This window comes from Sphingopyxis sp. (assembly GCF_016793825.1).
Taxonomy (GTDB): domain Bacteria; phylum Pseudomonadota; class Alphaproteobacteria; order Sphingomonadales; family Sphingomonadaceae; genus Sphingopyxis.
On sequence record NZ_JAEULM010000003.1, the window covers coordinates 1 to 18,947 of the forward strand.

An 18,947-nucleotide genomic window follows, 5' to 3' on the forward strand; every position below is an offset into this window, starting at 1 on the left:
AGCACCTCTATGAACTCCCGCTGTCGCTGGGGCGTCCAGCCGTCCGACCGGCGCTGGCGGGCGACGGGTAGCCATTCGTAATCATCGGGATTGAAGCCGTGGGCGTCGCGCGCGGCGGGTGTGGCGTTTGGGGCGGGGAAGGGGGTCTGATCGGTCATCTGTAAAGATTAACCGATTTGGTACGCTGTAGGACAATAGAATTTTTTGAGGCGTAGGGCGCTGATCAGTAACCCGTGGTCAGCATGTTGATTGCGGCCATGACTGTTTTGCCATGATGAATTGTAGAGGGGGTGACGCGATGGACGCAGCTAAAGTTGCTGGGTCGCGTCGAGGGACGGCCCGTCTATTCGATGCCAAGGAAACGGCGTTGTTTTTTATTGAGGGCGCTAAAATGCTGGCCCAACGCTTCTTCAATTGCGCTGACCAGCGCCGCGCGTTTCATTGTTGAGACTTCATGCACCAGTTCAGTGTGATTTGCCGCGCCTTTGTATGCCTGCAGGTACCCGGACGAGAGAGCATCAAGGAAACCGCCCAGCCTTGGTAGCGTGACCCTTTTTTGCAGAAGCGCATCGACTCTACCCAAACCTGCAATCTTTGCCCCGATGTTCTGAACGCATTTGTCGCTTATTCGAAGTTCGTACTCTCCGGAATCCGAAAACGCTATTTCCATTCCAAGAAATTCGGCGGATTCCTCGGGTTTATAAACCTTAGTCTTAGAGTTTTTTGTTCCGATAGCGCCAATGGATAGACTTAGCTTTTCAAGCTCACCTCGAAGAAATTTGTCAAAGGAAGTGCATTCTTCTTCGCAATCAAAAAAGGCAACTATATCATCAACATATCTTATTGCTCGGTATCCGTGCTTTTCGAGCGTTTTGTCCAAATCTCTAAGTATCAACCCGGCAAAATATGGAGATAGGGGCATGCCTTGACGGACGCCTTTTCCAGGGACAATTCCAGATCGTCCAATAATATTCCTCCAATCAGGGTCAAATCCGTCTTCAATCTCCGTATGTACAAACGGGATTATCAACTTGTGGAGAGATCGATGCGGTATTATTCTAGATGAGAGATCGACAATAATATCTCTAGGTATATTGTCGAAAAACTTCTCAATGTCGGCTTTGTAAACCCACTTGTGCTTGTTTCGGAAACGAATTGACTGAATTCGCGCGTCACCAACGGTTCGATTGGAGTTTCTTATGAGGCCGTAGCTGATTGAGTTGAGAAGGCCGCGTTTCTCAAGCGCTGGCCTTATTTCATTGAGAATCGCAAATTGAACAATTCGATCGGCGATGGTTGGGACGCAAATAATGCGATGCCCGCCGTTTTCTTTCGGCTTCGCGATAGCCAAAAGGCCCTTAGGTTTAAAGTTTCCTCGAATCCTTTCCCGGATTTGATAAAACTCAGAAGCAATATTCTCTTGAAATTTTTTGCCTGATTTTCGGTCTATACCGAAACAGGACTTTCTGAGGCGCCGTCCCTCATATCGCCAGACACTTTCGAGATTAGCCCTCGAAAATGCATTGTCCAAGGCGTTAGCCATCTAGTTGCCGCCAGCCTTACCTAATCGCCCCATGCTGGCGGGTATCTAGGAGCCGAGCCTCCGCATTCGGAGAACCGGCATTTGCCACGTGTACGAAGCTGCGGGATACGGCCACGAAGGCGCGTTTCGCCGAAACTTCGACCTGACTACAGAAAGCGGCTTTCCACTTCTGAAGGCAAACCCAAATGGGGGTCGTTAGCCGCCCATGAAGATGGGGTAATCATGGCAACTTTGCAAGCGGCCTCCAATACTGCCCGCAAACATTGCTCCCGAACTACTTAATCATGCTCCCGATCACCTGCGCCCATGTACAGTTCGCGCCCAGTGTCCTCATAGACTTGGCTCATTTCCGCCATGCCCTTCTCGGCTTCTTCTGCTGCAATAAAGCCCGCGCTGTCCTGATTTTGCAGCTTCGCGAAGTCGCGGACTTCCTGGCTGATCTTCATCGAGCAGAATTTCGGGCCACACATACTGCAGAAATGCGCCGACTTGGCGCCCTCCGCCGGGAGCGTCTGGTCGTGGTACTGCTCGGCGGTTTCGGGGTCGAGCGACAGGTTGAACTGGTCGCGCCAGCGGAATTCGAAGCGGGCTTTGCTGAGCGCGTCGTCGCGGACCTGCGCGGCGGGGTGGCCCTTGGCAAGGTCGGCGGCGTGGGCGGCGAGCTTGTAGGTGACGACGCCGACCTTCACATCGTCGCGGTCGGGGAGGCCGAGATGCTCCTTGGGCGTGACGTAGCAAAGCATCGCGGTGCCGTACCAGCCGATCTGCGCGGCGCCGATGCCGCTGGTGATATGGTCGTAGCCGGGCGCGATGTCGGTGGTGAGCGGCCCCAAGGTATAGAAGGGCGCTTCGCCGCAGGCTTCGAGCTGCTTTTCCATATTCTCCTTGATCTTGTGCATGGGCACGTGGCCCGGCCCCTCGATCATCACCTGCACATCCTGCGCCCACGCGCGCTTGGTGAGCTCGCCGAGCGTGTAGAGCTCTGCGAACTGCGCCTCGTCGTTCGCGTCGTAGATGCTGCCGGGGCGGAGGCCGTCGCCGAGGGAGTAGGCGACGTCATAGGCCTTCATGATCTCGGTAATCTCGTCGAAGCGTTCGTAGAGGAAGCTTTCCTTGTGATGCGCGAGGCACCATTTCGCCATGATGCTGCCGCCGCGCGACACGATGCCGGTCATGCGCTTCGCCGCGAGGGGGACGTAAGGAAGCCGGACGCCCGCATGGATGGTGAAATAATCGACGCCCTGTTCGGCCTGTTCGATCAGCGTGTCGGCGAAGATGTCCCAGGTCAGGTCCTCGGCGATGCCGCCGACTTTCTCGAGCGCCTGATAGATGGGGACGGTGCCGATCGGGACGGGCGAGTTGCGGATGATCCATTCGCGCGTGTCGTGGATGTTGCGCCCCGTGGACAGGTCCATGACGGTGTCGGCGCCCCAGCGGATCGACCAGACCATCTTGTCGACCTCGCTCGCGACGTCGGACGCGACCGCGCTGTTGCCGATATTGGCGTTGATCTTGACCAGGAAGTTGCGGCCGATCGCCATCGGCTCGCTTTCGGGGTGGTTGATGTTGCTGGGGATGATCGCGCGGCCTCTTGCCACTTCATCACGAACGAATTCGGGGGTGACATAATCGGGGATGCTGGCGCCCCAGTCCTGCCCGTCGCGCTTATATTCGGCAAGGCGTTCGCGGCCGAGATTCTCGCGCGTCGCGACATATTCCATCTCGGGCGTGATGATGCCGCGGCGGGCATAGTGCATCTGGCTGACGTTCGCGCCGGGCTTGGCGCGCAGCACCGTCTTGCGGACGTTGGGGAAGGCGGGGACACCGCCGCTGCGGTCGGGGCCAAGCTGGCCGTTATCCTCGGGCCGCACCTCGCGCTGGGTCACTTCCTCGACGTCGCCGCGGGCGCGGATCCAGCTTGCGCGCAGTTCGGGGAGGCCTTTGGCGATGTCGATCTGCGCGTTCGGATCGGTGTAGGGGCCCGACGTGTCATAGACGCGGACGCTGGGTTCGCCGCTGTGCGGGTCGAGGTCGATCTCGCGCATCGCGACGCGGATGCCGCTGCCGGTGGGGCTTGCAATCTGAACCTTGCGGCTGCCGCGGATCGGACCGGTCGTAACGCCGATCGGGGCGGAGTTTTCGAATTTCGCGTCGATGTCGGCCATGTGCAGTCGCTCCGTTTGGTATCGGAGCGAAAGACGGATTTCCCCCACTTGGCTTTTGGGTGGAACGCCGGCCCTCCCTCCGCCCGAGTTACCGGGATCAGGTTCAACGGGTCGCGGACTGTTCCGCTCTCAACCTGTTTCCACACTCAGGCTCCCCGGGGATGGGCGGACGTTAGGGCGGGGCGGGACGAATGTCCACATCTCGTCATTCCCGTGAACCCTGGTCCGGCTTGCGGCGCGATCATCGCGGCGCAATCGCCAAATGCGGGCAAGGAGCCGCCAGGATCTGGAGGGCAGACCCTCATCCGCGCCGAAAATTGCCAACCCGGATGGGCTTGCGGGTACAGGTGGCGGCCGCATCGCTTTTGAACGAGCAGGATATATGCCGAGTATTTCGAGTTAAAAAACCTTCCGAATGCCGAAGCTGATGAGCCTGCCGGGCGGATCGAGATAGGCCGGTTGATAGTTTAGCGGGGTCGAACCTGTGCTGTCGCGGACCTGTGGGCGTCGATCGAACAGGTTGACGATGCCCAGGGTCGTTCGCGCGCCCCGGAGCCATTGCGGTGCATTGGCGCCGCCGAAGCGGTCGGCAAGGTTCACGAACAGGTTGACGTTCACCGTCGCCAGGTCGGAGAAGGCCAGATCGCCGCCGCCGCTCGGATTGCGTATTATGGATCCGCTTTGCCAATTGAGCGTGATGCGCGCGCCCAGGCCCTTTTTGAAAAAGCCCGCCTGCAATTCGAGTTCGTGTCGCCTCGGACCGCCGCGCAAGTCGATCGCCGCACCATCGAGCAGGTCGAGCTTGGGCAGGTCCCGGCGGACGAGGATTTCATCTTGCAGACGCCACATATGATAGAGGCTGACAAATAGTCGGCTTTTCATATTCTCGAAACGTCGTGCCATTGCGCTGTTGGGCTGAACCATCGCGACCATGGTACCTGACGGAGCCGCCGCCCGTGCCTCCGCCTCGCTCGAATAGGTCCGTACAGGGGCGTTGCGCATCCACGGTTCTACCGCTCCCAAGGGGCGAACGAAGTTGACGCCCCAGCGCAACTGCTTTTGACGGGACCGTTCGAAATTGAGCGGCCTGCCGTCGATTTGTGCGAGTCGGCCATCGATACCGCGCGTGAAGCGTTCCGGAAACGCGACCTCAATTTCCGGGGTCACGATCGGAAAGGGGGCGATCGGGTGGTCGACCCCCGTCGTGACATAATCCACGCTCAGGGTCAGGTCGGTCGCGGCCAAAGGTTTTGCGTTGAGGCCTAGCCGCAGGACGTGGCGATCGTCGGAACGCAGAGTGGGATTGCCGCCGAATGTTTGTATGACATCCACCACCTCGCGTCGGGCAAAATCAAAGATACGAACATTCGGGGTCACGACAAGCGGCGCTCCCAGTTGCTCCATAGCTGGTGCGCCTTGTTCGTCGGAAACGGAGGCAACAAAGTTGATCGCTTCGACCGGCGCCCAGTTGAGACCATAGCCGAAGGTGCGCAGCGTGCCGAAATCGGAAAGTTGTTCGATCTCGAGATTGGCGTTGACGGAAAGATTGCCCAGCCCGGAACCACGCTGCGCACGCCGCCGGGTGATCGGCACGTCGAGATTCACTTGTACAGCGCCGCTGTCGCGGGAAATCTCTGCCCGCTCAACGCTACCATTTTGCGAGACGCTGTTGAAATCGCGCTGTTCGAGGCTTCCCCGGACGTTTGCCGATATTGGACCGGCAGGCAATTGCAGCACCGGACCGCTCACCAAAATATTGGCGCTCGCATGGCTGTCGGAGGATTGTGTCTTGTTTCGTTCAGCGGCGATGTCGGTGAAAACCTTCGTGCGCAGGCGATCATAATTTCCTGTGAAGGTCCAAAGCCATTTACCGATTCTACCGTGCAAGGTGGTTCCGATATGGGCGGTCCGTGTATCGGTCCGTTGGGCCAACGGTCCATTCGCGTCGCGCCCCACAAGGCCGTTGATATTGGTCGCCTCGAAACGGCCATGCAGCGTGGACGACACATCGTCCAGAACGTTTCCGCTGATCAGGCCGCTGAGTGCCAGCCGTTCTATTTCGGGTAGCAGCGTCCGAAATTCGCCCGCATCCGGCACGTCCTCGAACTGTGCCAGGTTCCGTTCGCTTTCGAGCAGCGATGTCGATCGATTATACTCTGCGCCAAAGTCGAACCGCGTATTTCCCCGGATAGCAAAATAATTGGCTTGCGCATTGTCAGTGTCGTATCCTCCGGCACTGGGGAGGATATGGCCAAGCTGGCCGAGGCGAGAGCTGAATCTCTCAAATGTTACGATATTGACGACCTTCTGATTAGCCCGATATCCATATCGCAAGGCTAGTTCCTCCGGGAACACCTCCATTCGTTCGATCGCCTCGGCGGGGATTTCAGCGATCTCGGTGAAACTCGATACACGCCGTCCATTCAGCAGCGTGACGGGGCGGCTGTCCGCCGCTCCGCGACCGCCGGCCACTTGTGATCCCAGTGCCTGGATGAGTTCCCCGATAGTACCGGCACCATAGGCGTCGATGTCGAGAGCGTTGAGCGTCCGTTCCGGCGGGATGTCTCCAACGACCGCTCCCCGAGGTCGCTGCCCGGTAACGAGGATGCTCCCGTCATTTTCCTGCGGCGGCGCATCGACCGCCGACCCGGCCCGCCCGCCGGTTTCAGGGTCTGAGGCCAGCGGGGGAGTTTCCTTGAATTGCTCTTCCAGATCTCGCTGTATATCGGTCGGCAGCGGATCGCCGTCAGCATCCAGATACTGTCGCTGCGGCGTTTCCACAGGTTCGGAAGGGGCTTGATCGGTTGCCGCAGGCGGCTCGGCCAGACAGGCGAGCGGAGCTATCGTCGTACCCCCGGCGATCAGCGCCGCGGCCAATCTAAGTCCTGGATTCATCCAGTTCCCTTCAACGCCCGACACGTCCCGCCGACCGTTCTCGAGGGCCGCTTGGGCGGTAGAAGGAAGCGGCCTGCGGTTCGGTCTTCTCACCGGCTGGCGCCGCCGCCATAGTCGGGATCACAGGCGATCCAGGTCAGGAAGTCAGCGTTTAACGCGTCGATTCCGTTTTCCCGTTCCTCATACCCGGTCCGGGCAAGTATCCACTGGTCAAGATTTTCGCCATCGCGGAAAGCTGCCGCCAATTGGGCGATGATAGCAGCGCTCTTTGTTCGGATGACCAGGAAGTCATAAAAAGCTGTGGCCGTGGAATAGAATTGGAGCGTCTCGTTGGATCGGGCCTCAAATACGGGCGCCAATTGCCCGGATGATGCGGGAATCGATCCCGTCGCCATCTCGGGGTGAACCATCGTCAAGAACCTCTGCAAGGGGATAAGCTTCGCTTCTCTGGCATAACGCACCGCCGCGCGGCGCCGAATCGCCTTCAGGGCCTCCCCTTCAAATGCTACGGCCGCCATCTCATCGAGCCAGTCAGGCGCATCGCCCCCATATTGATCGCGCTTCGTGCTGGGCACGAGGTAACGGACAAACAGGTCATGGCCAATTTCGTGCCGCAACAAATAGACAGGTGGGGGAAGCGTCCGATTGGTGGAGCTTTTTCTGAAAGTCCACACATAGACGGGCAGGCCGTCCGGAGACCGATCGCCCCATCTGGATGTCGTATAGTCTGAATCGACGATGCCGAAGCGCGCGTCGGCAAGGTTCAGCACTGATCCCGCCGATCGATACGCGGCGTTCCCTTCTTCCGTTGCCGACTCAGCACTTTCTGCGTCGACATCCACGTAACCGAATGCGGTGCTTCTGATGAACGATTGCCCCGAATGAGATTCCATGACCGAACTCATCGGGGGCATCAGGAGCATTATGGCAGCGACTCTCGGGACGGACAGCATATGTCAGGGTTGACGCGCCGCTGAAAATGGTACCGCCGCAATGCCATCGATAGTCGCGACCCCCGCCAAATTCCGGCTTTCAGCATCGATCGAAAGTGAAAAGCTGACCTTCGGATTGGACTCTATGCTAAACGATACGGATCGTTCGGAAATGGACAATTCGTTCAGCGGAAGCCAACTCTTGCCATCGGACCGCATATATTTCCCGGACCAGGCTCCGTTCTCATTTCTGAAATCAAAGGTCCAGTCTCTCTGAAGAAATTTCCCCGTCCACACCCCCTCCGTCGCACGTCCTTCAATATTCTGCACGGCAGCCCGATTTGGGAGCGCGGGTGTCGTGGAAGAGGGCGACATAATAACGGCTGAAAGAACCATCATTGCCAAAGAAAAAATCATGACATTTCCAATGTTCTCAAGTCGTGATGTACCCCAGGTCCGCTTGGGTCGGCTATCGCGCAGATATTGGAAGGTGCTCACATGGCAAGCACCTTCCGCGGAGAAGCCCGCTAAGTCATTGATTTAGACGTGGCCGCCTTGGGGAAAGCACAAGACACCTTCCACCGGACCTTCTGGTGTGTCAACAATAACAGGAACACATACTGATTGCGTCGTTTTGGTTGCAAGCGGTTCCGCATGGGCGACCGGAACGATTGTAGAAATCAGTATAGCGGCCGAAAATAGAACACGCTTCATCGATTTTACTCCTGTTTCTGCAAATGGGTTGGAACACGAACCCGATAAAAATCTATGAAAGTAAGCAGAGGAATCAAGATAAAGCTCGACCAATTTTGAGTATTTTAAGTCGATCTTGGATCAATATCTGCTGAACGAGCGCGCAAAACGATTGAACGTATACCCGGGATTTCAGATCGCTACTTCCAGCGAGTTGCAACATTGTGTCTCCGGAAAAGCGGGAATGACGATGACAGCGAGTGGGTGACAGCGCGAATCCCGCCCGCTACCACCGGTTCATGGGGGATAATCCGATACAGCAAGTAACGCGGCGCGACTGGATGGTCGTGCTGGGGCTGGCATTGGCGCTGCGGCTAGCGTCGGCGTGGTTCGAGACCGTGCTGCACCCCGACGAGGTCTATCAATATCTCGAAGGCGCGTTTCGCACGACGCACGCCTATTCGGTGATGACCTGGGAATATCGCGACGGGATGCGCGCGGACCTTTATCCGTGGCTGCTGTCGTGGCCGATGCGGCTGGGCGAATGGATCGCGCCGGACAGCCGGCTGCCGATCCTGTTGCCGCGTATCGTGATGGCGCTGCTGTCGCTGGGGATCGTCGGGGCGGCGGGATGGCTGGGGGCGCGGGTGTCGCGCGCGCATTTCTGGACGGCCGGGCTGCTGGCCGCCTTCTGGACCGACCTTGTCGGCTTCGCGCCGCATCCGCTGACCGAACAGATGGCGGCGCTGCTGACGGTGCCGGCGATCGCCCTGCTGGCGCGGCGCGACTGGAGCGCGCGGGTGCTCGTCGCCATCGGCTTTGCGCTGGGGATGGCCTTCCTGTTCCGGCCGCATCTGGCGCCCGCGATCGGCGTGACGGCGCTATGGTACCTTTGGACGGTGCGCTTTGCGGGCTTCGTGCCTTTGCTCGGCGGCAGTTTGCTGGCGCTCGCGGTCGGCGCGGGCAGCGACATGCTCGGCGGCGACTATCCCTTTGAATGGATGGTCAATAATTTCACCCGCAACATCGTCGACAACGTCTCCGCCCGCTACGGCGTCTCCGGCCCGCTGGGCTATGTGCGCGAAGTTTGGCAAGTTTGGTCCGTCTGGACATTCCCGATCCTCGCGCTCGCGGCGTGGGGGGCGCGGCGCTACCCGCTGCTGCTGATCTTTGCGGTGGCGAATATCGTCGTGCACAGCGCCATCGGTCACAAGGAATATCGCTTCCTCATCCCGTCGCTCAGCGCGTTCATCCTGCTGGCGGGGGTGGCGACCGCGGACTTTGCCGCATGGTGGGCGAAGCAGCGCAATCTGAACGCCGAGGGGCGGTTGCGGTTGCTGGTCGTGGTTTGGCTGCTCGCGGCGGCGACGGTGGTGCCGGTGTACAAGGCGCGCGATACGTTCATCGTGACATCGTTTACCGCAAAGGCGATCGACGACGCGCGCGCGCGACCCGATCTCTGCGGCTTCGCGCTCGTCGGGCGCGAGTTCGACGGAACCTATGGCTATGCGCGGCTGCGGCGCGACGTGCCGATCTTCATCCGCGGCAAGGGCGATCCAAAGATCGATCCCGCCTTCTATAATTATGCGGTTGTCTGGAACGGCTTTGAGGCTGAGCTGTCGTCGGCGTTCGTCAAAAGGGCGTGCACTGACGGCGAACAGAAGCAGTGCGTCTATGAGCGCGCGGGCGGGTGCAGCGAGGCGTCCTCACCGTCCGAGATCAACCGCTATCTCGCCGAGCATGATATGTAGCCGCGCTGGACTCCCGTTGCCGCCGTGGCATAGTCGCCAGGCAAGATCCACGAGACGCGCGGGCGGCGGGAGAGCGAGATGGCATCGGTGATGGACGAAGCGCGCGCGGTAAGCCCGGTCGATGTCAGCGACATCGCGCTTTATGTCGAAGACCGGTGGCGCGAACCGTTCGCGTCGCTGCGCGCCACGATGCCGGTAAGCTGGTGCCCCGACAGCCCCTATGGCGGATATTGGTCGGTCGCGAGCCACGCGCTGGTCCAGCAGGTCGAGCTCGATCCGGCGACCTTCTCCTCTTCGTGGGAGAATGGCAACATCGTCATCGCCGACCCCCCGCCGCAATCGAACTTGCCCAATTTCATCGCCGCCGACCCGCCGGTCCACACCGCGCAGCGGAAGGTGATCTCTCCCGCTTTCAGCCCGAGCCAGATGAGCGAACGCGAAAAGACGGTGAAACGACGGACGCGCGAACTGTTCGATGCGCTGCCGGTCGGCGAGACGTTCGACTGGGTCGAGAGCGTGTCGGTCCCGCTGACGATCGGAATGCTGTGCATCCTGTTCGATTTCCCGTGGGAGGAGCGCCACGACCTGAAGCGCTGGTCGGATTATGGCGGCAATGTTTCGCCCGAAACGGCCAGCGAGGAGTATCGCGCCGAATGGATGGCGCAGATGACCGCGATGCTGGCGCGGTTCGACGAGGAGTTCGCGAAGCGGAAGGCGCTGCCGCCGACCGACGACCTGCTGTCGCGCATGGTGCACAGCGACGCGATGGGCAGCCTCAACCCGATGGAGCGGCTGGCGAACATTGCGCTGCTGATCGTCGGCGGTAACGATACGACGCGCAATTCGATGAGCGGGCTGGTCGAGGCGCTGCACCGCTTTCCCGGCGAGCTGGACCGGCTGCGCGCCGACAAGGCGCTGATCCCCAACGCCGCGCAGGAAATCATCCGCTGGCAGTCGCCGGTGACGCATATGCGGCGCACCTGTACCGAGGATGTCGAACTGGGCGGGCAGACACTGCGCAAGGGCGAGAAGGTCATCCTCTGGTATATCTCGGCGAACCGGGACGAGAGTGTGTTTCCCGATGCCGAGCGGTTCGATGTCGGGCGCGATAATGCGCGGCGGCACGTCGCCTTCGGACATGGCATCCACCGTTGCGTCGGGGCGCGGCTGGCGGAAATCCAGCTTTGCACGCTGATCGAGGAGATCGTCGATCGCGGCATCCGCATTGAACCGCAGGGCCCGGCGGAGCGCCTACCGAGCCCCTTTCTGCATGGCTTCGTGCACATGCCGGTGCGGATCGTGGTGGACTGACAGGCACCTGCCGTCGGGAAGCGAGGGAAAGGCCGCGCTGGGGTGCCGTCGACAGCGGGTCGAAGAGGAACGGGATGAAGAGGATCGCAACTTTGCTCGCGGCGGTGCTCCTGATTGCGGCGACGCCTGTGCCGACGGTGGCCGATCTTGCGTGGATGGCGGGAAGCTGGGTCGAGGAGGGAAGCGCGGGCGCGGTTGGCGGCCGCTGGACCGAGGAATATTGGACGATCCCGCGCGGCGGCGTGATGCTGGGCGCGAGCCGGTCGAGGCGTGGCGCCGCGCTTGGGGAGTTCGAGTTCCTGCGGCTGCAGGTCGGTGAGGATGGCGTGGTCGCCTATGTGGCCCAACCCGGCGGCGGGACGCCGGTCGCTTTCCTGCTGGCCGATCAAGACGTCATGAGCGCGACCTTTGAAAATGCGGCGCACGACTATCCCCAGCGTATCCGTTACCAGCGCGACGGTGACGTCATGACGGCGACGATTTCGGCGATCGACGGATCGAAAGCGCGGTCCTGGGTGTATCGGCGCCGGTAGGAAGCCCGTGGCGCCTTGCGCGCGTGATCTCGCGGCGGTGGTGGGTCAGCCTGTCTTTCGCGCCAGATAGACCCCCGCGATCATCAGCGCGATGCCGGCGATGCGCTTTGCATCGACCGCTGATCGCAGCGCCCCGAACAGCCCGAAATGGTCGATCGTCGCGGCGCTGACGAGTTGGCCCAGAAGCACGAAGAAGATCGCGTTGCCGACGCCGAAGCGCGGCGCGATGATCGTGACGGCGATGACGTAAAAGGCGACGAATGTGCCGCCAAGATAGAATTGGAAGGGGATGGTGCCGGTCAGCCGGACCTGACCGAGCGAACCGGTGGCAACGGCCCCCGCAACGGCGATAAGCAGCGCCAGAGCGAAGAGGATGACCGATGCTGCCATCGGATGCCCGAGCCGCGTTCCAAGTCCGGCGTTGAGAGCCGCCAGAACCGGAATGCCGATCCCCGTCAGCAACATGACTGCCGCGAAAGCCGGCGCCTGTCCTGTTGTCATTGTTTTCCCCTGGATGCTGTCAGAGCCCGAGGTCTTCGAGTCCCGGATGATCGTCAGGGCGTCGGTCGCCCTGCCCGTCGCGTGCCCAGTGCAGCAGACGATCGGTCTCTGCAATCGCGACGTCGTTGATGCTGGCGATTCGGCGTCGCATTTCGCCATTGTCGGCGAATTCCCAATTTTCGTTGCCGTAGGAGCGCCACCAGCGCCCATCGTCGTCGTGCCATTCATAGGCGAAGCGCACCGCGATCCGGTTGCCGGCGAAGGCCCAGACATCCTTGACCAGTCGATAGTCATGCTCGCGCTGCCATTTTCCGGCCAGAAACGCGATGATGGCGGCGCGGCCGGTGATGAAATGCGCGCGGTTCCGCCACACACTGTCTTCCGTATAGCCGAGCGCCACGCGCGCCGGGTCGCGGCTGTTCCAGCCATCTTCGGCCAGGCGGACCTTCAGCCGCGCACTGTCGGCGTCGAAGGGCGGAAGAGGCGGCTTGGACATGCGATGGCTCCGGTCAGGCAAAGGGGGTGGCGAACTCGATGCGGATGCCGCCCGGCATCGCGCAGATGAAATGGTGCGTCGCCGCGCCGGGCCGAATCGGTTCGGGCGCGAATTCGATGATGGTGCCGGGGTGACGCTGGATGCGGTGGAACACCGTGTGTAGCGCCGCGAGATCGGCTACGCCGAGCGCGAGATGGTGGAGGCCGACATGGGCCCGCCGATCGAATGGGGCCGCCGTCGCTGGATCGGCGACCTGCCAGAGCGTGAGCAGGGTCGTGCCGTCGGTCACGAAGATGGCGGGATAATCCGGACGCTCGGCCGCAACGCGATAGCCCAGCGCCTCGACGAAGAAGGCGCACGCTTCGGCGACGTCGCGGACGGCAAGCCCGACATGATGTGCGCCGAGGGTGAGCGGGGCGGTGGAGGATTCGGCCGGAGCTTCGGTCATGACGGGGAACCTGTATCTGGAGCGGCGCGCAGTGCGGCGATTTCGGCGCGCAACTGATTGAGTTCCGCCGCCATCGGCCGGATCACGGCAGCGATCTCCGCCTCGGTGAAGCGCGGCGTGATATGCTGCGAACAATTCCATTCCCAGCCGATCACGTCGATGAACATCGCGCGTTCGGGCGTCGCGCGATATCCCTCCGGCATCAGCGCGGTGACCGCGGCGGGATCGTCGGCCAGTTCGACGCTGTGCGCATGCCCGACCAGTTTCAACCGATCGCGGTTCGGATAATCCATCAGGAACAGCGAGACGCGATCGTTCACCGACAGATTGGCGGTGCTGATAAACTGCCGGTTGCCGCGATAGTCGGCGAAACCAAGGCGATTGCCGCCGATATGGCGCAGAAAGCCCGGCGGACCGCCGCGGTGCTGCATATAGGGCCAGCCACCAGCGGTAACGCTGGCCATGTAGAGGCTGTCGCGCAGCGCGATGAAGCCAAGCTCCCTGTCGGTCAGCGGGTCGGGGGAGCCGTCGGCGCCCGCGTCGAGTCTGGCATAGAGATCGCGTGATCCCCTCTGCTCCTGTGCGGCTTTTACGGCGTCATCGAAGAGAGTGCGCCTGTAATTCCGCGCCATCGCTTTAGGCCTTTCATGCCAAAGCTGCGAACGAAGGAACCCGAGGGGGTGGGGGTGCTCCTTCGTTCGCCCGGCCCATTTAGATCGTTGCGCAAATGGTGATAATAGATGAAATGGAGATGATAATGTTCCGATAGGTGGAATAATAATGGATCATCTTCAGGCGATCGAGATGTTCGTTGCGGTGGCGGGTGAAGGCGGATTCGCGGCGGCGGCGCGCAAGTTGCGCATCTCTCCGCCGGCGGTGACGCGCGGTATCGCGGCCCTCGAGGCGCGGCTTGGCACCGCGCTGTTCCATCGGTCGACGCGCGCGGTCGCGCTGACCGATGCAGGGAGCGTCTTTCTCGGCGAGGCGCGGCGTCTGCTCGCCGGGCTGGCCGAGGCCGAGCGCGCGGTCCGCGGCGTGCAGGCCGAGCCGAGCGGGCAGCTTTTCCTTACCGCGCCGGTGATGTTCGGTCGGCTGCACGTCCTGCCGGTCGTCGATGCGCTGCTCACCGGGCATCACGATCTGGCGGTGCGGATGATGCTGATCGATCGCAATGTCCGCATCGTCGAGGAGGGAATCGACGTGGCGGTTCGGATCGGGTCGCTCGCGGATTCGAGCCTGAAGGCGGTGCGGGTCGGTGCGGTGCGGCAGGTGCTGGTCGCAAGCCCGGCCTATATCGCGCGACGCGGCGCCCCCACGACCCTTGCCGAGCTGGCCGCGCACGACGTGATCGGCATGGAAGGACCGCGCACCGCGAACGAGTGGAGCTTTGCGAGCGGGCGCTGGCGCGCCGAGCGACGGCCGCGGCTGATCGTCAACACGGTCGATGCGACATTGGCCGCGGCGGAAGCCGGGCGTGGAATCGCCAACCTGCTGAGCTATCAGGTGGCCGATGCGCTTGATGGCGGGCGGCTCGTGTCGCTGCTCCCCGATGAAGCGCCGCCGCCGCTTCCGGTGCACCTGCTGTTCGAGCCGTTGCGTGCGGCGTTGCCCTCGGTGCGCCTGTTCGTCGATGCCATGAAAGGCCGGATGCGGATGGCCGGGCTGGTCTGAGCGTCAGAACTGGTAGGCGATACCGCCCCCGGCAAGCCACTGGCTGCGGCTGCCCGCGATGCCGACAATCGGCGAATCGCCATAGCGGCCGGTGAGCCGTCCATATTGGGCGCCGCCGATCAGCACGAAGCCCTTGCGCAGATCGCCCGACAGCCCATAGGCGCCCGCGACGCCGATCGTGTATTTCCCCGCCGTCGCCTTGCGCCCGGCGCCCGAATAGACAGGCAGGCCGCTGGCCGCGCTGCCGGCGGGATCGACATCGAAATAGTAGCGGCCGAACCCCTTGCCATAGACGTTCATCGACGCCGACATGCCGATGTAGGCGCGTTTCGACAGCGGCGTGCCATAGTCGATTGTCGGCGAGACGACCCAACTTCCGTGGCGGCCGGAGATGTCCTTCAGCGCCACGACGCGCAGGCCGACCTGATCATAGCCGCTGGTGACGACACCGGTGTGCGTGATGCCCGCCGAAACGCCGGCCTCGACCGCCAGCTTCTTTTCGCCCAGCGCCTCGACCTGCGCGTCCTTGATGCGGCCCGTACGGTCGCTGCGCAGGTTGATGATCGGGCCGAATTTGATGTCGGTCTTTTGCCCGCGTTTCTGCCGGATCAGGTCGACCTGGAAATTGGTGCCGCGCGTCGAGAAGGCGAAGCCCTTGAACCGGCCCCGAAAATAGAAGGCGGGCAGGATGTTGCGTTCGTCCGAGCCATTGTAGCTGGGCACCGTGATCACGCCGCCGGCGACCGCGAAATAGTCGCGGGCCCATTTGCGGTCTTCGTCGTCATGCGGGCCCTGCGCGGGAAGGAGGATATTCTCGTCGATGTCGCCGCTGTCCTGGACGTACCGCGCAGGTGTTTCGCTGCTGCCGATCGCGATGGGACCGGTGCTCGCGGGAAGGTCGCGGGGCAGCGCGGTCTCTTCGGCAGCGGCGGGCGCGGCGGCGAAGATCGCAAGGGCGGCAGCGAGCGGAAGGGCACAGGCAAAACGGAAGAACGACGTCAAATCAGGCATATCCATCCTATGTTCTTGCCCCCTCGGCGGGGGGTGTATGTGATTGCCGCGACAATGCAAAGACTTCGTCTTGCCGGAAAATGCTTTTCACTTCATCGTGACTTTCATGCACCAACAATCTTTTACCCTAGCGATATGCGCATACCGCCGCATTTGTTCCCGATGAGCCGCGTTCCGCGTCTTGCCGGCTATGTGCTGATGGCCGCCGCCGTGCTGATGGCCGTGCTAGCGCGGCGCGGGCTGGACAAAATCGGGCCGGTGCCGTCGGTTGCGATCATCCTGCTGCTCGGGATGGTGGGGGTGATGCTGGTCTTCACCGACCTGATGGTGCGAGGGCTCTATGCCCGGATCGATGCGGCCAAGGCCCACGAGGGAGAGGGCGAGTAGCCCCCTTTTCGTTCGACAGTTTCTGTGGTTACCAGTATGACGACGCGATGACCGACCGTCCGCATACGCCGCTGCTCGACACGGTGGATGTCCCCGCCGACCTCCGCAAGCTGAAGCCCGAAGACCTCCGTCAGTTCGCCGACGAACTGCGCGCCGAGATGATTTCGGCCGTCGGAACCACCGGCGGCCACCTGGGCAGCGGGCTGGGCGTCGTCGAACTGACCGTCGCGCTGCATTATGTGTTCGACACGCCGCGCGACAAGATCGTGTGGGACGTCGGGCATCAATGCTATCCGCACAAGATCATCACCGGGCGCCGCGACCGCATCCGCACCTTGCGCACCGGCGGCGGCCTGTCGGGCTTTACCAAGCGCAGCGAGAGCGAATATGATCCCTTTGGCGCGGCGCATTCGTCCACCTCGATCAGCGCCGCGCTGGGCTTTGCGGTGGCCAACAAGCTGAAGGACGAACCCGGCCGCGCGATCGCGGTGATCGGCGACGGATCGATGTCGGCGGGCATGGCCTATGAGGCGATGAACAATGCGCAGGCTGCGGGAAACCGCCTGATCGTGATACTCAACGACAATGACATGTCGATCGCGCCGCCGGTCGGCGGGTTGTCGGCCTATCTGGCGAAGCTGGTGTCATCGCGCCCGTTTCTGGAACTGCGCGAAATCGCGCGGCGCTTTGCGCGCAAACTGCCCGAGCCGCTCCACAAGGCGGCGCGCAAGACCGATGAGTTCGCGCGCGGCATGGCGATGGGCGGTACGCTGTTCGAGGAATTGGGCTTTTATTATGTTGGGCCGATCGACGGGCATAATCTGGAACACCTGATCCCGGTGCTGGAGAATGTCCGCGACAGCGACCATGGCCCGGTGCTGATTCACGCGGTGACGCAGAAGGGCAAGGGCTATGCCCCCGCCGAAGCCGCCGCCGACAAATATCATGGTGTCCAGAAGTTCGACGTCATCACCGGCGAGCAGGCGAAGGCGCCGCCGGGGCCGCCGGCGTACCAGAATGTCTTTGGCGAGACGCTGGCGAAACTCGCGGACAGCGATCCGCGCATCGTCGCGATTACCGCGGCGATGCCGTCGGGAACAGGCGTCGACAAATTTGCCAAAGCGCATCCCGACCGCACCTTCGACGTCGGCATCGCCGAACAGCATGCGGTGACATTCGCGGCGGGCCTTGCCGCGCAGGGGATGCGGCCCTTTGCCGCCATCTATTCGACCTTTCTCCAGCGCGCCTATGATCAGGTCGTTCACGATGTCGCGATCCAGAATCTGCCGGTGCGCTTTGCGATCGACCGCGCGGGGCTGGTCGGCGCCGACGGATCGACGCATGCGGGGTCGTTCGACGTCACCTATCTTGCGACCCTGCCCAACATGGTCGTGATGGCGGCTGCCGACGAAGCGGAACTGGTCCATATGACCTATACCGCCGCCGAATATGACGATGGCCCGATCGCTTTCCGCTATCCGCGCGGGAGCGGCACCGGGGTGGCGCTTCCCGCCGTTCCCGAAAAGCTGGCGATCGGCAAGGGGCGCGTCGTGCGGCAGGGCAAGACGGTCGCGATCTTCTCGCTCGGCACGCGGCTGGCCGAAGCGTTGAAAGCCGCCGATACGCTGGAGGCGCGGGGGCTTTCGACCAGCGTGATCGACTTGCGCTTTGCCAAGCCGCTCGACGAGGAACTGATCCGCAGAACGCTGGCCAGTCACGAAGTCTGCGTGACGATCGAGGAAGGTAGCATCGGCGGACTGGGCGCACATGTGCTGACGCTGGCGAGCGACGAAGGGCTGATCGACGCGGGGTTGAAACTGCGGACGATGCGGCTGCCCGATGTGTTTCAGGACCAGGATTCGCCACAGGCGCAATATGACGCCGCAGGCCTCAACGCCCCGCAGATCGTCGATTGCGTGCTGAAGGCGCTCCGCCACAACAGCGCGGGCGTGGAAGAGGCCGGCGCACGGGCGTGATGGCTGATGATTCGGCGGCTAGCTGCGTCGGACTGTTTCTGCTGTTGTGGATCGTGATGGCCCGCCGCGGGCGAAGCGAGGCGGTGATGCGCGCAGCATTGCGGCAGTTCCATCGGCACCGCGAAGCAAAATAGCCTCATGCGACGGCATGAAAAAGGGCGGCCGCAGCCGCCCATTTTCTTTGCCGGATCGGACGACTTATGCGCCCGGGATGGCGGCGCTCGCGTCGCGGCCGTCGCCTTCGGGGGCGAAGATGATGTCGCGGGTGACCAGGCCTTTGTCGACGACCTGCGTGTTCGGGCTGCCGACATTGCTGCGGATACCGGGATCGCCGCGTTGGCCGTCGGCGCTGCCGATGATCGCGTTTTCGGTCGCGCTCCGCGGGGCGGGGCCGCCGAAGAGGGCGCGCAGCGTCTGCTCGGCGGTCGATTCGCCGCCGGGGCGCGCGGCGCCGGGCGCCGGCGGGTTCAGCGAGAAATCGGGAGGCACGACGAGCGGCGCCTGACGCGACACCGCGAATTCGTCGGGCCGGTCGCGGCTGAACAGATTGTTCGAGCCGCACGCCGAAAGCGTCGTCGCGAGAATCGAGGCGGCAAGAATGGCGGTGGTCCGGTTCACTAAACTAATACTCCCA

Annotated in this window: 18 protein-coding genes and 1 riboswitch; of the genes, 7 read left to right on the forward strand and 11 right to left on the reverse strand. The window is 62.1% G+C overall.

The window, feature by feature from the left end; all coding sequences use genetic code 11:
* Positions 1–343 precede the first annotated feature (343 nt).
* The 5 genes from JNM03_RS01150 to JNM03_RS01170 all read right to left on the reverse strand — a co-directional run bounded on the left by JNM03_RS01150 (position 344) and on the right by JNM03_RS01170 (position 8,033).
* Complete coding sequence (locus JNM03_RS01150) at positions 344–1,543, reverse strand: reverse transcriptase domain-containing protein (RefSeq protein ID WP_294033795.1); 1,200 nt, start codon at positions 1,541–1,543, stop codon at positions 344–346.
* 278 nt (positions 1,544–1,821) lie between these two features.
* On the reverse strand, positions 1,822–3,708 hold the full coding sequence (gene thiC, locus JNM03_RS01155) for a phosphomethylpyrimidine synthase ThiC (RefSeq protein WP_294033797.1): 1,887 nt from the start codon (positions 3,706–3,708) through the stop codon (positions 1,822–1,824).
* Between the two features lie 57 nt (positions 3,709–3,765).
* Positions 3,766–3,876, reverse strand: a riboswitch (TPP riboswitch).
* A gap of 231 nt (positions 3,877–4,107) precedes the next feature.
* Entirely contained in the window at positions 4,108–6,585 is a 2,478-nt protein-coding gene (locus JNM03_RS01160) for a TonB-dependent receptor (protein ID WP_294033799.1), read from the reverse strand.
* Between the two features lie 107 nt (positions 6,586–6,692).
* The gene (locus tag JNM03_RS01165; protein WP_294033801.1) at positions 6,693–7,496 is read right to left on the reverse strand and encodes a hypothetical protein; all 804 of its coding nucleotides are present in this window, start codon (positions 7,494–7,496) and stop codon (positions 6,693–6,695) included.
* 63 nt (positions 7,497–7,559) lie between these two features.
* Positions 7,560–8,033, reverse strand: coding sequence for a hypothetical protein (locus tag JNM03_RS01170; protein WP_294033803.1), 474 nt, complete (start codon positions 8,031–8,033; stop codon positions 7,560–7,562).
* 455 nt (positions 8,034–8,488) lie between these two features.
* On the opposite strand from JNM03_RS01170, the gene JNM03_RS01175 reads away from it, so the two are divergent.
* From JNM03_RS01175 to JNM03_RS01185, 3 genes are all read left to right on the forward strand, one after another.
* A complete protein-coding gene (locus JNM03_RS01175; protein ID WP_294033805.1) occupies positions 8,489–9,979 on the forward strand; it encodes a hypothetical protein in 1,491 nt (496 codons plus the stop codon).
* Between the two features lie 78 nt (positions 9,980–10,057).
* Positions 10,058–11,290, forward strand: a complete 1,233-nt coding sequence (locus tag JNM03_RS01180; RefSeq protein ID WP_294033807.1) for a cytochrome P450 — start codon at positions 10,058–10,060, stop codon at positions 11,288–11,290.
* Between the two features lie 74 nt (positions 11,291–11,364).
* A complete protein-coding gene (locus tag JNM03_RS01185) occupies positions 11,365–11,823 on the forward strand; it encodes a DUF6265 family protein (RefSeq protein WP_294033809.1) in 459 nt (152 codons plus the stop codon).
* 45 nt (positions 11,824–11,868) lie between these two features.
* Here JNM03_RS01185 and JNM03_RS01190 read toward each other — a convergent pair whose 3' ends face one another.
* The 4 genes from JNM03_RS01190 to JNM03_RS01205 are packed head-to-tail and all read right to left on the reverse strand — an operon-like array spanning position 11,869 to position 13,900.
* Positions 11,869–12,324: a DMT family transporter gene (locus JNM03_RS01190; protein ID WP_294033811.1), complete on the reverse strand. Its 456-nt coding sequence runs from the start codon at positions 12,322–12,324 to the stop codon at positions 11,869–11,871.
* Positions 12,325–12,343: 19 nt separating this feature from the next.
* On the reverse strand, positions 12,344–12,820 hold the full coding sequence (locus tag JNM03_RS01195) for a nuclear transport factor 2 family protein (RefSeq protein WP_294033813.1): 477 nt from the start codon (positions 12,818–12,820) through the stop codon (positions 12,344–12,346).
* Positions 12,821–12,833: 13 nt separating this feature from the next.
* Positions 12,834–13,268, reverse strand: coding sequence for a VOC family protein (locus tag JNM03_RS01200; RefSeq protein WP_294033815.1), 435 nt, complete (start codon positions 13,266–13,268; stop codon positions 12,834–12,836).
* A complete protein-coding gene (locus JNM03_RS01205) occupies positions 13,265–13,900 on the reverse strand; it encodes a pyridoxamine 5'-phosphate oxidase family protein (RefSeq protein WP_294033817.1) in 636 nt (211 codons plus the stop codon). Before JNM03_RS01205 ends, JNM03_RS01200 begins: the two co-directional genes overlap by 4 nt.
* Before the next feature lie 148 nt (positions 13,901–14,048).
* Here JNM03_RS01205 and JNM03_RS01210 point away from each other — a divergent pair, with 148 nt between their 5' ends.
* Positions 14,049–14,939, forward strand: coding sequence for a LysR substrate-binding domain-containing protein (locus JNM03_RS01210; protein ID WP_294033819.1), 891 nt, complete (start codon positions 14,049–14,051; stop codon positions 14,937–14,939).
* Positions 14,940–14,942: 3 nt separating this feature from the next.
* On the opposite strand, the gene JNM03_RS01215 is transcribed toward JNM03_RS01210, so the two are convergent.
* Positions 14,943–15,950 carry a MipA/OmpV family protein gene (locus JNM03_RS01215; RefSeq protein ID WP_294033820.1) on the reverse strand — a complete coding sequence of 336 codons (1,008 nt, stop codon included), beginning with the start codon at positions 15,948–15,950 and terminating at the stop codon, positions 14,943–14,945.
* 162 nt (positions 15,951–16,112) lie between these two features.
* Here JNM03_RS01215 and JNM03_RS01220 point away from each other — a divergent pair, with 162 nt between their 5' ends.
* From JNM03_RS01220 to JNM03_RS01230, 3 genes are read left to right on the forward strand one after another with little or no spacing between them, the layout of a single operon-like run.
* Positions 16,113–16,337 (forward strand): hypothetical protein, encoded by a 225-nt coding sequence (locus JNM03_RS01220; protein WP_294033822.1) that lies wholly within the window; start codon positions 16,113–16,115, stop codon positions 16,335–16,337.
* 47 nt (positions 16,338–16,384) lie between these two features.
* On the forward strand, positions 16,385–18,313 hold the full coding sequence (dxs, locus tag JNM03_RS01225; RefSeq protein WP_294033824.1) for a 1-deoxy-D-xylulose-5-phosphate synthase: 1,929 nt from the start codon (positions 16,385–16,387) through the stop codon (positions 18,311–18,313).
* The gene (locus tag JNM03_RS01230; protein ID WP_294033826.1) at positions 18,313–18,447 is read left to right on the forward strand and encodes a hypothetical protein; all 135 of its coding nucleotides are present in this window, start codon (positions 18,313–18,315) and stop codon (positions 18,445–18,447) included. The genes dxs and JNM03_RS01230 overlap by 1 nt, the downstream gene beginning before the upstream one ends.
* A 64-nt stretch (positions 18,448–18,511) precedes the next feature.
* Here the strand turns inward: JNM03_RS01230 and JNM03_RS01235 are convergent, their stop codons facing one another.
* Positions 18,512–18,931 (reverse strand): DUF3035 domain-containing protein, encoded by a 420-nt coding sequence (locus JNM03_RS01235; protein ID WP_294033828.1) that lies wholly within the window; start codon positions 18,929–18,931, stop codon positions 18,512–18,514.
* Positions 18,932–18,947: the final 16 nt, after the last annotated feature.